The following is a 14,324-nucleotide window of genomic DNA, read 5'->3' as shown; positions in this document are numbered from 1 at the left end:
CCGCGAGGCTCAACCAATGAGCACACAGAATAATCATGGGTCTGGCCTGACCGCGCTGTTCGTGCGGCGCCCTGTCCTGGCATTTGTCATCAATACGCTGATCGTCGTGGCCGGTGTTGCCGCGTATTTCGGCGTGGAAATCCGGGAACTCCCGGATGTTGACAGGCCTGTTATCACCGTCCGGACCAGCTACGATTCAGCGGCAGCGGAAACGGTCGACCGCGAGGTGACGGGTGTGATTGAAGGGGCCATTTCACGGGTTTCTGGCGTCAAGTCCATCTCCTCCACCTCGTCTTATGGCGAAAGCCGGGTCACCGTCGAGTTTTCCAGCGATGTCAATCTCGACACCGCTGCATCTGATATGCGCGACGCCCTGGGGCGTATCGTCAACGACCTGCCGGAAGACGCGGACGCCTCGCGCATCATCAAGGCAGATGCCAACTCCCAGCCGGTGGTCCGCCTCGGACTGACCTCCGATACAATCCCGGTCGAAGATATGACCGTGCTCGTTGAAGATGAAATCTCGGACATTCTGGCTGCCGTCCCCGGTGTTGCCGACGTCCAGGCCTACGGTGACCGGGAGAAGATCTTCCGCATCGACATCGATCAGGCGAAGATGGCAAGTCTCAACCTGACCGTCGCCGATGTTGCCAATGCCCTCTCGTCAATGGCCTTCGACAGGCCCGCCGGATCGTTGACCAGCAACAATCAGGACCTGATCGTCCGCGCGACCGCATCGGTGAATACACCTGAAGCCTTTGAGCGGATGATCATCAACCGACGCGCCCGGCTCGGCGATTTTGCAGTCGTCACCCTTGGGCCGGATATCGGACAATCTCAGCTCCGGGTGAATGGCAGGAATGGCATCGGTCTCGGGATCGTGCGTGCGGCCCAGTCCAACACGCTCGAGATTTCCGAGGGCGTCCGCGCCGCAGCGCTCCGGATTCAGGAGAACCTGCCCGCGGGCATGAACATCGAGATCACCAGTGACGACGCCACCTTCATCAACGGCGCCATTCACGAGGTCGAGATCGCGCTCGTTATCTCCGTCAGTGTCGTTCTTCTGATCATCTATCTGTTCCTGTGGGATTGGCGGGCGACCATCATACCCGGGGTCTCCATGCCGGTAGCCCTTATCGGAACATTGGCGGCCATCTACCTTGCGGGTTTCTCCGTCAACATCCTGACCTTGCTTGCTTTGGTCCTTGCCACGGGTCTCGTCGTCGATGATGCGATTGTGGTTCTTGAGAACATTGTGCGCCGGCGGAACCAGGGGACGGGTCCGCGCGCGGCAGCCGTGCTTGGAACCGATGAGGTTTTCTTCGCCGTCATTGCCACGACGGCCACGCTGGTTGCGGTCTTTGTGCCCTTGTCGTTTCTGCCCGGCCAGACCGGCGGCCTCTTCCGGGAATTCGGCTTCGTTCTGGCAATCGCTGTCTTCCTGTCGTCCATCGTCGCACTGTCTCTTTGCCCCATGCTTGCCTCCCGCATCCTGAAGGCGGGCAGCGAGCACAAGGAGCATAGCGGGATGACCGGCGCAGCCGGACGCGCGCTCGGCGGCCTCTATCACCGCTGCCTGAAGGCCTGCCTGGACGCTCCGCTTGTTGTTGTGGTGGTGTCGCTTCTGTTCGCCGGAGCAGCAGGAGTGATGTTCGGCTCGATCAAGTCCGAGCTCACACCGGCGGAAGACCGCTCCATGGGCTTCTTGCGGATCTCAGCGCCTCAAGGTGTGAGCCTTGACTATCTCTCGCAGGAAATGCGCGGCATTGAAGAACTGCTCGAGCCCCTGCGCGAGCGGGGCGAGATCCTCAGCACATTTTCCATCGCAGGCTCCGGTGGCTCCGCCAACAGCGGTTTCATGGTGATCAGGCTGGCACCATGGGAAGAGCGTAAACGGTCCCAGCAGGAGATCCTTTCTGAGGTCAACAGACTGGTCCAGAACGTTCCCGGCGTCCGTGCCTTCGCTTTTCAGCCCAACAGTCTCGGAATTCGCGGGGCAGGTTCAGGCCTGCAGTTTGCGGTTGCCGGCAGCGACTACGCAAAGCTTGGTGCTGCCGCGGACCGCATCATCTCCGAGATGGAAAAAGACAAGCGTTTCCGTCAGGTCCGCCTCTCGACCGAGGCAACACAGCCCCAGCTTTCCATATCGGTTGACCGGGAAAGGGCATCGGATCTTGGCATTGACATCAATGGCCTGGGAACAGCGATGCAGGCCATGCTTGACGGGCGCAAGGTCGGTCAGGTCTTCATTGGTGACCGTGCCTATGACGTGAAGTTCGTCTCGACCACCAATCCAATCAATGACCCGACGGATCTGGAGAACATCTTCATCAAAACCAGCGACGGCCGTTTCGTTCCGGTCTCAACGATTGCGAGCCTCGTCGAAAAAGCCGTGCCGCCATCGCTCACACGGGAACAACAGTTGCGCTCGGTGGCCATAACGGCCGGTCTGACACCTGACTTCGCGCTCGGCGAGGCTTATGACACCGCCGTGCAGATCGCCACCCCTTTGCTTCCGCCGGGCGCGCGCATTATCCCGCTTGCGGAAGCTGCGACCCTTGGCGAACAATCGTCCAGCATGACACGAACGTTCGGCTTCGCCGTTCTGATTATCCTGCTTGTGCTGGCAGCTCAGTTCGAAAGCTTCATCAGCGCCCTGATCATCATGGCCACGGTGCCGCTTGGCCTCGCCTGCGCGGTCTTTGCAATGCTCCTGACGGGCACAACGCTCAACGTCTACAGTCAGATCGGGCTGGTGCTGCTGGTTGGCATCATGGCGAAGAATGGCATCCTTATCGTCGAATTCGCCAATCAGCTCCGCGACCGTGGCCAGAGTGTGCGCGAGGCCGTCGAGAACGCGGCCAACATCCGCCTGCGGCCTGTGATGATGACCATGATCTGCACGATTGTCGGCGGGGTGCCGCTGATCATGGCCAGCGGCGCCGGGGCAGAAGCACGCATCGCACTCGGCTGGATCATCGTCGGTGGCCTTGGCCTCGCAACCCTGTCAACGCTCTTCCTGACGCCGGTCGCCTACCTGATCCTCGGACGCTTTATCAAGCCCAAGGCCGAAGAAGATGCCCGCCTGCAGCGGGAAATTGCGGTTGCCGCGCCCGATCACCCGGCTCCGGGTGAATGACCGTTTGAGGACACCCGTCAAGGGACGGCTGAGGCCGCCCTTGACGGGCAATGACGCAATTGATGCGCTTAACCGCGAGCCGGAATGTTCGTCGCCTTCTCGCTTGCCGGGCGGGCAAGACAGGCTTCATACCAGCGCAAGACATTTTTCCGGCTGTCGAGGTCCACATGTTCGCCAGCCTCATAGAACCCTGAAATCGTGCGGACCCACGGCCAGGACGCTATATCGGCAATTGTGTAGTCGCCGCCCATAATGAAGTCACGGCCTTCAAGACGCTGATCCAATACATTCAGCAGACGCTTGACCTCGTCGCGGTAGCGCTCGAAGGGGCGGCGGTCCTCGTATTCGCGGCCAGCGAATTTATGGAAGAACCCCAGCTGGCCCGACATCGGGCCAAAGCCGCCCATCTGCCACATGAGCCACTGGATGGTCTCATATTTCCCGGCAGGATCCTTGGACAGGAACTGACCGCTCTTCTCCGCCAGATAGATGAGGATCGCACCCGATTCCCACAAGCCGAGAGGCTTTCCGTCCGGGCCATTGGGATCGAGAATGGCGGGAATCTTGTTGTTCGGGTTGAGCGACAAAAATGCCGGGCTCATCTGATCATTCGACCCAAAATCGACCAGATGCGGTTCATAAGCCAGACCCGTCTCCTCCAGCATGGCGCTGACCTTGATCCCATTGGGGGTGGGCAGTGAATAGAGCTGAATCACGTCTGGATTCTTGGCAGGCCATTTGGCCGTGATCGGAAACATGCTCAAATCGGTCATTCGTCTCGCCTTGCTCTGGATCTTCGCGGCATTCCGCAGTGGATTTTGAAGGGGACTGGTTTCTTGAACTTGAGCCGGTCTGCTATCTGACCCGGGTATCAAGCAAAATTCCCTCAGTCCTTTTACGGATGAGGTCAAATCATAATGGCGGAATCAAATAAAGGAAAATTCGATGTTCCTGATCTGGAGAGGCTGGGGGCTATTGCTTCCACTTGGTGCCGCTTTGGGCGGCATCTTCGGCGTCATGGCCGCAAGCGTCCTGTCCGGCACATCTGTCAGCGACCTTATGGCAGGCGTTATTTCTCTCGGCGCCTGTCTTGGAGCCTATGGCGTCGTCCGGCTTCTGGAAGGCACGGACAAGGGCCGGGCTGTGATCGACAAGCAGACTGGTCAAGAGATCCTGCTGGTGCGCGGTGACAGCCTGTTTTTCATAAAGGTCCGGTACTGGTTTTACCTTCTGGCCTTGATCACCTTCGCATTTTTCGCCTTCGGCACAGCACATATCGTCGCGGGCTGACGCTTCACCGGACCGGGTACCAAGCGGCCCGGTCCGGCTCATCGACCGTATAGCTCATGGTTTTTCCTCGCCCCGGCAGGTATGAACGGTTATCTATGCCGCGCAGCCAATTTAATGGGATCCCCAATGGACCACGAAGCACGGATCGAAAAGCTCGAGATCGACCTGGCCCACGCCAATCATACGATCGATGAATTGAATGCAGTGGTCTTCGAGCAGGGCAGGCAGATTGACCGCCTGACCCGCAAGCTCATGGAAATGACGGATCAGATGGAAGAGCTCATCGAAAACGCCCTCCCCGGCCACCAGATAGACAAGCCTCCGCACTATTGACTGGCCGACTCCGGTGTCAAAGGCTGATCAGCTTCACGAAGACAAGGCTCATCGCCGTCAGAGCCAGCACCGATAGAAGAGCCGCCGCCATCACCTTGCTGCAGGCATTGGCAAGCTTGCGGATATCCACGGCCAGCCCCAGCCCCGCCATCGACAGAACGGTCAGGAAGCCTGAGACCCGGTTAATTGGTTCCACCATCGACAGCGGAATAACTTCCGCCGAGCGCAGGGCCACCATGAGCCCGAAGCCGATGATGAACCAGGGCACGACAGCCCTCCAGGCAATCCTGGTTCCCGCTTGTTCCGTGTTCCCCCGTGCGGTCAGGACGCCAAGCAGGATCAGAACTGGTCCCAGCAGCATGACCCTCACGAGCTTCACCAGGGCGCCAGTCTGTACGGCGATCAATCCGCCGGGCTGGGCTGCGGCCAGCACCTGCGGCACTGCGTAAACCGTCAGTCCTGCCAGAGTGCCGTAACGCGCCGCATCCAGCGAGAAAGCCCCCATCAGAAGAGGCAGGCCCAATACAATTGCGATGCCCAGGATCGCCGTGAAGGCGATGGATGCTGCAACATCCGACGCTTCGGCGCGGATAACAGGGGCGGCTGCAACAATGGCCGAGTTGCCGCAGATCGAATTCCCGCAAGCCACGAGCAAAGCAAGCTTGTGATGCAAACCGAGCCCCCGCCCGATCGAATAGCTGAACACAATGGAGAGCCCGACGATGCAGGTAATGCCCAGGATCGTCAGCAACCCGACAGCCTCCAGAGCCTGCAAACTGATCGACGCCCCCAGAAGCACAATCGCAGCCTCCAGAAGAGCCTTGGCTGCAAATCGTATTCCGGGCTCGAAATACTCAGGCAGCTTTACGGTCGAGCGGAAGATCATTCCGATAAGGATGGCCAGCACCAGGTTCTCAAGAACAGCATCATTGGTCAGATGCACTTTCATCCACTCCGCAGCATAGGCCGCAAGGGCAATTGCGCCGGTCAGCAATAGACCGGGTGCCAATTCCCCCAGAGCTCGCATGCTCAGCAGCCGACCAAAGCCGGACCTGTTTACGCGGATCATATCTGCCTCACTCTCATGAGGAGAAACTGACATACGCGTTTATGCATTTCTATCGAATGTTATTTTATGTATCATTCAATCAAATAGAATGATTTTCTCTTTTCAAGATGACCCTCGAACAGCTCGCCATCTTCATTGCCGTCGCCGAACGGGAGCATTTGACCCGCGCGGCAGACCACCTTCATCTCACGCCTTCTGCCGTCAGCTCGGCGCTGAAGAAGCTTGAGGCGACCTACGGCGTTGCCTTGTTCGACCGGGTAGGCCGCGGTCTCTGCCTGACCAATACGGGCAAAACCTTTCTGGAAGAAGCGCGTGCAACGCTTGCGCGGGCACAAACCGCGGAACGGGTTCTGGCGGATCTCGGCAATCTTCAGCGTGGAGCGATCAGCATCTATGCCAGCCAGACCATCGCCAGCTATTGGCTGCCTCCGGTGCTCATGAGCTTTCATTCCGCCTATCCCGGCATCGATCTTTCTCTCACCATCAGCAACACGGCAGGCGTTGCAGCCGCGGTCACACAAGGGATCGCTGATGTCGGGTACATTGAGGGCACACTCGATAACCCGTTGCTGCGCCGCCAGCATTTGACTGACGACGCTCTAACGATCGTTACCAGCCCCGATCATCCGTTTGCCCGTCAAGCGCCCGCCACTCCCAAGGCGCTGATCACGGAGACAACCTGGGTCCTGCGGGAAAAAGGTTCGGGCACACGGTCTGAATTTGAAAGCGCCCTCACCCGCTTCGGCGAAAACCCGTCGGACCTCAAGATCGTCCTGGAGTTCCCTTCCAACGAGGCGATTATCTCCGCCGTGCGCTTCAGCCAATCGGCGGGCGTCATATCCAAGGCCGCAGCCGCTGCCGCAATTGCGCAGGGCGTGCTGGCCCGCGTTGACTTTGCTCTCCCCTCCCGCACCTTTTGCCTGCTTGGGCACAAGGAGCGGCACCTGAGTGCAGCTGCTGCAAAGCTCGTGTCGCACAGCCTTGAAGAAGCCAGCAGGGCGATACAGCAGACTTAGCCGGACCAGCCGCATCCAGTTTACTTTTTGCTAACCATAAATCCTGCTGGTCACAGCCCTTAAGAACAGCTGTGACAGCGATCACGTTTGCATGTCCTCAGATCCCCTATAGCTGGAACCAAGGACGGGTCAGGGCTTTTTGCCAGATGTGCATCGAAGAAGCCCCGCCTCCTCCCGTCATGCTGAATGCAGACTGAACCAGCCATTCAAGCACAGGTCAGCAGCCGCAGCCTAAAGCTTGTTTCATTCAGTTTGTGACCCGAGGGGATCAACCCATGAAACGCGTAGCCCATACCCTTCTTGCCCTCACTCTTCTCTTCGCCGCCGGAACTGCGGCCAAAGCGGACGAGGTGCTTCTCCAATCGGCCAAGTCCGGTCTTTACGTCACCGTGGTCAACGGCACACTGGCTGCCTGGGCCCGGGATGCCCGTCAGGCAACGAAACTCGACACGGTCCGGCTTGACGGCAACAAGATCGCCTTCCGGGATATCCGCAGCGGCACCTATGTGCGCGCTGGCGTTGGCCAGAACACGATGCTGGCCGCTGGCAGCCCGCACATTCGCAGCTGGGAGACCTTTGAACTGAACCGGATTGGCAGAGGCGAAGTCGCGCTGCGCTCCGGCCAGAACGGTCTCTATGTCCGGGCGGGCGTTGGTCCCCGCTCGCATCTTGCCGCGGTTTCACAAAGGGCCCGCGGCTGGGAAGCCTTCCGCATGGTCGACGTCAGGAACACTGGCGGCCACAATGCAGGCGGCGGTATTGATCTTCGCGCCCTGAGCGGCGACTACCGCATCACCCACGCGGCTGCGGACAATGGCTTCCTCGTCCGCCTCGGACAGGAACTTGCCGGCAGCGCCCGCATGTCCATTCAACGCCGTGGCATTCTCAGCGCAACGGTCGGCTGCAACAGTATCTCCGCGCAGATTTCTGTCGAGAATGGCCAGTTCCGCACGCGCGGACAACCAATGAGCACGAAGATGGGATGCCCTATACGTGCTCAGTCTCTGCTGGAAACGAGGATCTCGCAGATCCTGACAGAAGCACGGACAGTCGAGCGGGACCGCCAGACGGTAACACTGCGGGCCCGCAACGGAGCCGAACTGCTCAAGCTCCGCAGGATCTGAACGTGAAAGGGGAGACCGGCCAGATCCTGTCGGACAGTCTCCCTCTTCCTCCAATCTTTTGTTACAGGGGAGCAAGACACTCTCTTGAATGCGGGTTCAAGCCGTGACATAAGACACGCATCATCAAGAGAAGGGCTGGCGCCCTCGCCAACCTGCCGACCGGGCAAGGTGGTCCCCGCAAGGGATGTGATCAGGAGAGATCCTGATAACCAAGCGGCTTTCTAAATACCTGCGCCAGTCCTCCTCGGGGAACCGATGGAGGATTTATTGTCTCAGCACCCCTTTCTGCCCCAGGCCAACAGCCTGACCCGGATATCGCGTGAAGCCCTGTCCAGCGCCGATGAAACCAGTTTTATCGATGCCGCTGAAACCTGCGTGCTGACAAGACTGCAAACTCTCAGGATCTTAGGGGGGCTTCCGCAGCAAAAACGGCCCCTGAGCGAAGAGGAACGGCTTAACCGCTTGAAGTCTCTTCTGTCCTATTGGGCCAACGGTTGCCCCTTCGTCATCGACGAACAGCTCTTTGCCGATATTGTCAGCCGCCGGCGCCGCGCCTGACGGCACGGCATCCGGCTTGAGGCCAGAAGAGACGGTCAGTCCTGGTTCTCGTCCCGCTGCGGCACAGGCCGGGGACGGCCGTCTTCATCGACAGCCACCATTGTGAACATGGCCTGCGTGACCTTTTCGCGGGTTCCATAGCGGTGACGGAGGGCCCAGGCTTCCAAAAGGATTTCCATGGAGGAGCGGCCGATCCGACCAACACTGCTGTAGATGCAAAGCACATCGCCCACATGAACGGGACGTATGAACTTCATCTTGTCGACTGCGATCGTGACGACACGCCCTTCGGCCCGCTGTCCGGCGGCGATACCGCCTGCCAGATCCATCTGGGAGAGAACCCAGCCGCCAAAAATATCACCGGCAGCGTTCGTGTCTGCGGGCATCGCCATGGTGCGAAGGGTCAATTCGCCTTTCGGCTTGTCCTCTTCGCCTGTTCCGCTCTGGTCTGCAGCCAAGTTCGAATCTCCCTCTCAGCTTCACGTTTGGCCAAGCTTAGCGGAATTTTTGGACAAAAACTGCTGCCGTTCAACACGGCAGAAACGGGACAGAGGACTACGGCCTCTTTGCGCCGCTCATCCCTTCGGGCAGGGCACAGCCTGCCGTGCCGAAAGACGCGAACCAGAGGCTCTGGGCGATCCGCTCGGCAACTTCAATGACCGCGAGACCCGCTTCCCCGCCGAACACCTCAATGGCAACCGAGCGGAAGATCTGCAGCCAGTCCGGATAGTCGGACACTTGCAAGCCGTTGAGTTTCATATGCGCCGGAACCGGCTTGCCCTTGTAGGCCCCGGTCTTCAGCAGCACCGATTGCCAGAAGGTCTTCATCTTGGCGAGATGCTCCGGCCAGCGGCCCGCAAGCTTTTCCTCGAAGATCGGGCCGAGCCGCGCATCAAGGCGGATGCGCCCGTAGAACTCCGAGACCAGACGGGAGATCTGCTCTTCGGTGATCGATGCATGCACCGGCTCGCGGGCAATCGCCGGACGGATGTCCGGAAGCGGTTCCGTCTGCCGTGTTCCTGATCTGACTGACATTCGCTCTGCCTCTTTCGCGCAGACGACATTTTAAGCACAATCCGCTTTGCCCGCAGCCTTTGGCCCCGTGTCAGAGCGTCGCGGCCTGCTGGAGCAGTTCCGGCTTTTCAAGGCAATAGTAGCCGGAGATGCGGGAGATCGTGCCGCAGCGGCGCCAGTCATTCAGCACGCGGCTGACATTCTCGCGGGCAGCTCCAGACATATTGGCGATATCCGCCTGGCTGAGCTTGTAATGGATCAGCACGCGGCCATCGTCCAGGGTCTTGCCGAAGGTCTCGGACAGTTGCAGCAGGGTCTGGGCAACACGGCCCGGCAGCGGCAGGAAAGACCGGGCGGCCAGAACATCGTTGGAATGGCGCAGCCGTTTACTGACGATGGCCAGCATGTGCCGGTAGACCGCAGGGTTCTCATCCGCGAAGCGCTCAAAAGCCGCCTTGTCGATGAACGCAAGACGCGCCTCTTTCAAGGCACTGACCGTCGCCGAGCGCGGACGCCCGTCGAGCAGGGCCAGTTCACCAACCAGATCGCCGGGTCCCAGAACCGCCAGAAGCTGCTCGTCGCCTTCGACGGAAAGAATGGAAACCTTGAGCGAGCCCTCAAGAACCGCATAACAGCCGTTTCCCGGATCGCCGTTTTCAAACAGGATTGTTCCGGCCGGAATTTTCATAGGCCGCGCCAGACCGGCGAGCTGTTCAGCGAGGTCTGAAGAAAGCCCCTCCAGCGAAAAGCTGTTGCGCAAAAAATGCTGTACGTCAGACACGGCCCTGCTCCCGTTTCTCAACGCCTGTGCCTAACCCGAAGCACAAGCCCGGCGTTTATTAATGCATTCGCGCTATTGTGTGACCCACATCACGTGCAAATTCGAAAATCAGCCCTACATATTTACTCATGGAAGCAGCAGACCTCCAACGCTTCCTTTCCGAAAAACGGTTCCGTGTTCCCCGCCGGAACCGTTTTTTCGTTTCCGGGTGCCTGCAAGGCTCAGTTCAGGAAGACATCTTTCTGATCCAGCGTCTGGAAAAAACGCCGGCTGGACAGCACAAGTCTCTGGCATTCCCTGACAGCCAGCTTCGGCTTTGGCTCGTCCCGGCGCAGACGGTCATCAACCTCGCCAGGAATGCAGGGAATAAAGGTCATATCGGCAAGACCATCGAAATGCCCGCGCACCAGGCGATGCAACTCCTCCGTATCCGCCACCTCGGGCAAGGCCGGACCGCGGGGAAGCAAGCCGTATCCCTTTAACGCCACATCCTTCTTGAGCCGCCGGAACCGGTGGCTATCGTGATCTGCCGCAATCAGCAGCGGACGGGTAACCAGACCCGCAGCATCAACGGCCGCCAATGCCAGCCTGACGATCTCGCGGTATTCCATCAGCCCCTCGCGCAAGGCGATGAATTCCGGCTCGACGTCCATACGGCTGACGAACGCGAGGATCTGCACCCGCATTTCCTCGATCAGGATCTCGTCCGGCAGCATGCGCACGAAGGCACGGCGCGCGATCCAGCCGCGGCTGGGCATCACCCCGCCCCGCAAGCCCTGCATTCTTTGGCTCATGGGCAGAACCCGGTCACCAGAGAGTGCGATGGTCAGACCGATCATGGCCCGGTTTCCGAGAACGGGGGTCAGATCCTTGAGCGGCTTGTAGTCCCGGGACCACAAGTCTGTCGCAACAAGACATCCGGCCGCACTCAAATGCCCCATTTCAAGCAACTGGCGCACTGCACGGTCGACACCAAACGACAAACCATAGTCGAGGGAACCGAGAACGATACGCTTCATGAAATGGCGGACCCTGAGGAACTTCAGAAAAACTGAGCTTATCCTTGGGACATTATTGCCGCAATTTCAACAGGATTGGAGCGATGCCGCGGCTCCGCTACGGCTCAACCTCAGTGCTCACCGGGTCAAGCGGATCGCCTAGCGGGTCGCTGACCGCGTAGACGACAAGGTTCTCAAGAACAGTACCATCGACCTTGCGCGGCAGAACCGCGATCTGCTCGACCTTGCCGAACTTCGGACGGAGCAAGCGGTCGGCGGCGTTGCGCCGCTCCTCGCTGAGGTAGAGCCCGGTGCCGTGGAAGAGCACCTGATCCGGTGCGGGCAGCATGACATAGCGGATCCGCTCGTTGAGCTGCACGACAGGCAGGGAGGAGCTGTCCTTCAAGAGGTAAGCGAGCTGCCCGTTGAGACCATAGCCGCTTGTCGCGATGTAGGTGGCGTTAGTCTTCTGGGCCAATGCCTCGACTTCCCGGCCGATTTCAGGCCAGCCCCTGAGCTGGAAGGTCGGATCCTTACGGGCAAAGCGTCCGGTCAGCGCGTGAACGGCATGGATCTGGACCACAACGGCGACCACCAGCCCCAGCAGCACCGCGCCGCGGGACAGAAGGCTCCAGAACCGGCGGCCGGTCTCGACCCTGCTCACGAAGACCCCCGCCATGATGGCAAAGGCGGGAAAGAGCGGCGCAGGCCAGTTGCCCTGAACCCTGGCGTGAAGCGAGTGGATCAGCAGATAGACCAGGAACGGCAGCACGGTCAGAACGATCAGCCCCGCTGCGCCATCTCCACGCCATGTCCGGCGGGAGAGATTGACCGCTCCCATGGCTGCAGGAATGGCAATCAGAGGATTGAGCAGGCCAAGAACCGCACCCAGAAACTCGAACACATATTTGGAGGTCAGCTCACCCCGGCCTGCGCGGCCAAACTGCTTGTAGAAGCTGACCCAGTCATGCGCTGAGTTCCACCACAGCACCGGTGCAAAGCAGACGATCGCCACCACGCCGCCAGCCCAAAGCTGCCAGCTCAAGAGCCACTTGCGGGCGGCGGGGACAAGAAGCAGCCAGAGCACGATCCCGGCACCAAGAAACAGCACCGAGTATTTGGAAGTCAGGCCAAGGCCTGCGAAGAGACCGGCAGCCAGCCACCAGCCGCCCTTCTGCGAGACATGCAACTCGGCCAGCGCCCAAAGGGTGAGCCCCCAGAAGAAGACGGAGGGGGCATCCGGCGTCGCCAGAATGCCGCCAACGCCAACAAGGATGCTGGCGTTGAGGAAGAGGACAGACCAGCCCGCAGCCACCCGGCCAAACAGAATATACGCCGTGCGCCAGAGGAACAGTGAGCCGAGCGCTGAGGCAAGGATCACCAGCAGACGGACGGCCAGAACCGTATCGCCCAGCAACCACTGGCCTGCGGCAATCCACCAGCCGATCATGGGCGGGTGATCGTAATAGCCAAGGGAGGGACCAAGGCCCCAGAGCCGGTAATAGGCCTCGTCTTCCACGAAATGGGCATTGGCTCCCGACCAGAGCCGCAGCACGGTCAGGGCAAGCACGAGACCAGTCAATCCGGCTGGCCTGAGCCAGACCGGCAGGTCTTCCCCGTGAAGACGGCCGTCCATGGATCAGCCCTTGCGCCAGGTCAGGGCGGAGCTTGCCGCGTAGTTCCAGACCGCGCCCATGACCGCGCCCGCTGTGCCTGCGATGAACCACCAATAGGCGTCGTTCACATAGATGAGGTTGGCGACGCCCACATTGGCCAGAACACCCACGCTGCAGACCGCATAGAAGGTCAGCAAGCCGACAATCATCCGGACGCCATGCAGACGGCGGTCGCGGTAGGTCAGCTGGTTGTTCAGGAAGAAGTTCGAGGTCATCGCCACGAAGGACGCGGCGGTCTGGGCGAGATTGAACTCGAAGCCTTCAAACACCATCAGCATTCTGAGGGCGATCAGGTGAACCACCAGGCCGCTGGCGCCAACGAGGCCGAACATCAGGAAGCGGACGGAGATGGCATCGCCAAAGTATTTGGCGAGCAGCAGGCCGAAATAATCGAGGGTTACCAGCGTATCCAGCTTGCTTTCGCCGTGCTTGCGCTCGCGGAAGGTGAAGGGCAGTTCCTTGATCCGGAGCGTGCCTTCAGAGGAGGAGACGATATCGAGCAGGATCTTGAAGCCCTGCGCCGAGAGTTTCGGCGCCACGGCTTCCGCCTTCTCCCTGCGGATCATGAAGAAGCCACTCATCGGGTCGGACAAGCTGACGTTCAGAAGCTTCTGGGCCAGGGAATTGGCGATGTTGGAGCCCCAGGCGCGAACGGAGGACAGGCCCTCGCCGATCGTGCCGCCGGCCACCTTGCGGCTGGCGACCACCAGATCGGCCTGACCGCCCTTCAGTTCGGCAAGCATCTTTGGCAGCAGGCTCTCATCATGCTGGAGATCCGCATCCATCACGGCAACATAGGTGGCGGAGCTGGAGAGAATGCCCTCGATACAGGCGCCGGACAGACCCCGGCGGCCAATGCGCCGGATCACGCGGACACGCGGATCAACAGCAGCAATGCGGCGGGAGGCTTCGGTGGTGCCATCGGGGGAATTGTCGTCGACGACGATGACTTCCCAATCGATGCCCTTGAGCGTGTCTTTCAGCAGCCCAACAAGGATCGGCACATTCTCCGCCTCGTTGAACGTCGGCAGAATGATGCTCAGCTCTGCGGCCCGCACAATACCCTGCTCGCCGGAGGAGGCCTTTTCCATCTGCGCGCTATCCATGATGCTCACTGTCCCGAAGGTCTTTCTGGTCGTCTGCCCGCCATAAAAAGGCAAGTCCGAAGTGCGCGGACCATAGCCACGCCGCGCCATATTGCAAGACACGATGCGCTGCAGCCCGGACCGAAGCTGTTTCCGTTGCCACAGCCATCGCAGAAACTCATTACTTTTCCGTATGGTCCATGTGCCGCCTCCTGCCTGCACCTTGCTCTCGGAGACCGTT

Annotated in this window: 14 protein-coding genes and 1 riboswitch; of the genes, 6 read left to right on the top strand and 8 right to left on the bottom strand. The window is 59.9% G+C overall.

What is annotated here, in order from left to right; translation table 11 throughout:
- Positions 1 to 16 precede the first annotated feature (16 nt).
- A complete protein-coding gene (locus tag IG616_RS15530; RefSeq protein ID WP_192149080.1) occupies positions 17 to 3,139 on the top strand; it encodes an efflux RND transporter permease subunit in 3,123 nt (1,040 codons plus the stop codon).
- 68 nt (positions 3,140 to 3,207) lie between these two features.
- Here the strand turns inward: IG616_RS15530 and IG616_RS15525 are convergent, their stop codons facing one another.
- Positions 3,208 to 3,912: a glutathione S-transferase C-terminal domain-containing protein gene (locus tag IG616_RS15525; RefSeq protein WP_192149079.1), complete on the bottom strand. Its 705-nt coding sequence runs from the start codon at positions 3,910 to 3,912 to the stop codon at positions 3,208 to 3,210.
- Positions 3,913 to 4,084: 172 nt separating this feature from the next.
- On the opposite strand from IG616_RS15525, the gene IG616_RS15520 reads away from it, so the two are divergent.
- Entirely contained in the window at positions 4,085 to 4,429 is a 345-nt protein-coding gene (locus IG616_RS15520) for a hypothetical protein (RefSeq protein WP_192149078.1), read from the top strand.
- A gap of 126 nt (positions 4,430 to 4,555) precedes the next feature.
- On the top strand, positions 4,556 to 4,762 hold the full coding sequence (locus tag IG616_RS15515) for a SlyX family protein (RefSeq protein WP_192149077.1): 207 nt from the start codon (positions 4,556 to 4,558) through the stop codon (positions 4,760 to 4,762).
- A 16-nt stretch (positions 4,763 to 4,778) separates the two neighbouring features.
- On the opposite strand, the gene IG616_RS15510 is transcribed toward IG616_RS15515, so the two are convergent.
- Positions 4,779 to 5,831 (bottom strand): YeiH family protein, encoded by a 1,053-nt coding sequence (locus IG616_RS15510; RefSeq protein ID WP_192149076.1) that lies wholly within the window; start codon positions 5,829 to 5,831, stop codon positions 4,779 to 4,781.
- Positions 5,832 to 5,938: 107 nt separating this feature from the next.
- On the opposite strand from IG616_RS15510, the gene IG616_RS15505 reads away from it, so the two are divergent.
- From IG616_RS15505 to IG616_RS15495, 3 genes are all read left to right on the top strand, one after another.
- The gene (locus IG616_RS15505; protein ID WP_192149075.1) at positions 5,939 to 6,847 is read left to right on the top strand and encodes a LysR family transcriptional regulator; all 909 of its coding nucleotides are present in this window, start codon (positions 5,939 to 5,941) and stop codon (positions 6,845 to 6,847) included.
- A gap of 275 nt (positions 6,848 to 7,122) precedes the next feature.
- Positions 7,123 to 7,971, top strand: a complete 849-nt coding sequence (locus IG616_RS15500; protein WP_192149074.1) for an META domain-containing protein — start codon at positions 7,123 to 7,125, stop codon at positions 7,969 to 7,971.
- A 115-nt stretch (positions 7,972 to 8,086) separates the two neighbouring features.
- Positions 8,087 to 8,194, top strand: a riboswitch (SAM-I-IV-variant riboswitch).
- Positions 8,195 to 8,238: 44 nt separating this feature from the next.
- The gene (locus tag IG616_RS15495; protein WP_192149073.1) at positions 8,239 to 8,529 is read left to right on the top strand and encodes a hypothetical protein; all 291 of its coding nucleotides are present in this window, start codon (positions 8,239 to 8,241) and stop codon (positions 8,527 to 8,529) included.
- A gap of 35 nt (positions 8,530 to 8,564) precedes the next feature.
- Here the strand turns inward: IG616_RS15495 and IG616_RS15490 are convergent, their stop codons facing one another.
- The 6 genes from IG616_RS15490 to IG616_RS15465 all read right to left on the bottom strand — a co-directional run bounded on the left by IG616_RS15490 (position 8,565) and on the right by IG616_RS15465 (position 14,104).
- Complete coding sequence (locus tag IG616_RS15490) at positions 8,565 to 8,921, bottom strand: acyl-CoA thioesterase (protein ID WP_192149190.1); 357 nt, start codon at positions 8,919 to 8,921, stop codon at positions 8,565 to 8,567.
- 163 nt (positions 8,922 to 9,084) lie between these two features.
- Complete coding sequence (locus tag IG616_RS15485; protein ID WP_192149072.1) at positions 9,085 to 9,564, bottom strand: group III truncated hemoglobin; 480 nt, start codon at positions 9,562 to 9,564, stop codon at positions 9,085 to 9,087.
- A 70-nt stretch (positions 9,565 to 9,634) separates the two neighbouring features.
- The gene (locus IG616_RS15480; protein WP_192149071.1) at positions 9,635 to 10,324 is read right to left on the bottom strand and encodes a cyclic nucleotide-binding domain-containing protein; all 690 of its coding nucleotides are present in this window, start codon (positions 10,322 to 10,324) and stop codon (positions 9,635 to 9,637) included.
- Between the two features lie 221 nt (positions 10,325 to 10,545).
- Positions 10,546 to 11,343 (bottom strand): ChbG/HpnK family deacetylase, encoded by a 798-nt coding sequence (locus IG616_RS15475; RefSeq protein WP_192149070.1) that lies wholly within the window; start codon positions 11,341 to 11,343, stop codon positions 10,546 to 10,548.
- Between the two features lie 97 nt (positions 11,344 to 11,440).
- Positions 11,441 to 12,958: a glycosyltransferase family 39 protein gene (locus IG616_RS15470; protein WP_192149069.1), complete on the bottom strand. Its 1,518-nt coding sequence runs from the start codon at positions 12,956 to 12,958 to the stop codon at positions 11,441 to 11,443.
- A gap of 3 nt (positions 12,959 to 12,961) precedes the next feature.
- The gene (locus IG616_RS15465) at positions 12,962 to 14,104 is read right to left on the bottom strand and encodes a glycosyltransferase (RefSeq protein WP_192149068.1); all 1,143 of its coding nucleotides are present in this window, start codon (positions 14,102 to 14,104) and stop codon (positions 12,962 to 12,964) included.
- Positions 14,105 to 14,324: the final 220 nt, after the last annotated feature.

It is taken from the genome of Roseibium litorale (assembly GCF_014842915.1).
In the GTDB taxonomy this organism is placed as follows: domain Bacteria; phylum Pseudomonadota; class Alphaproteobacteria; order Rhizobiales; family Stappiaceae; genus Roseibium; species Roseibium litorale.
Note: the sequence above shows the minus strand (reverse complement) of the source record. Positions and strands in the feature narration are given on the sequence as shown.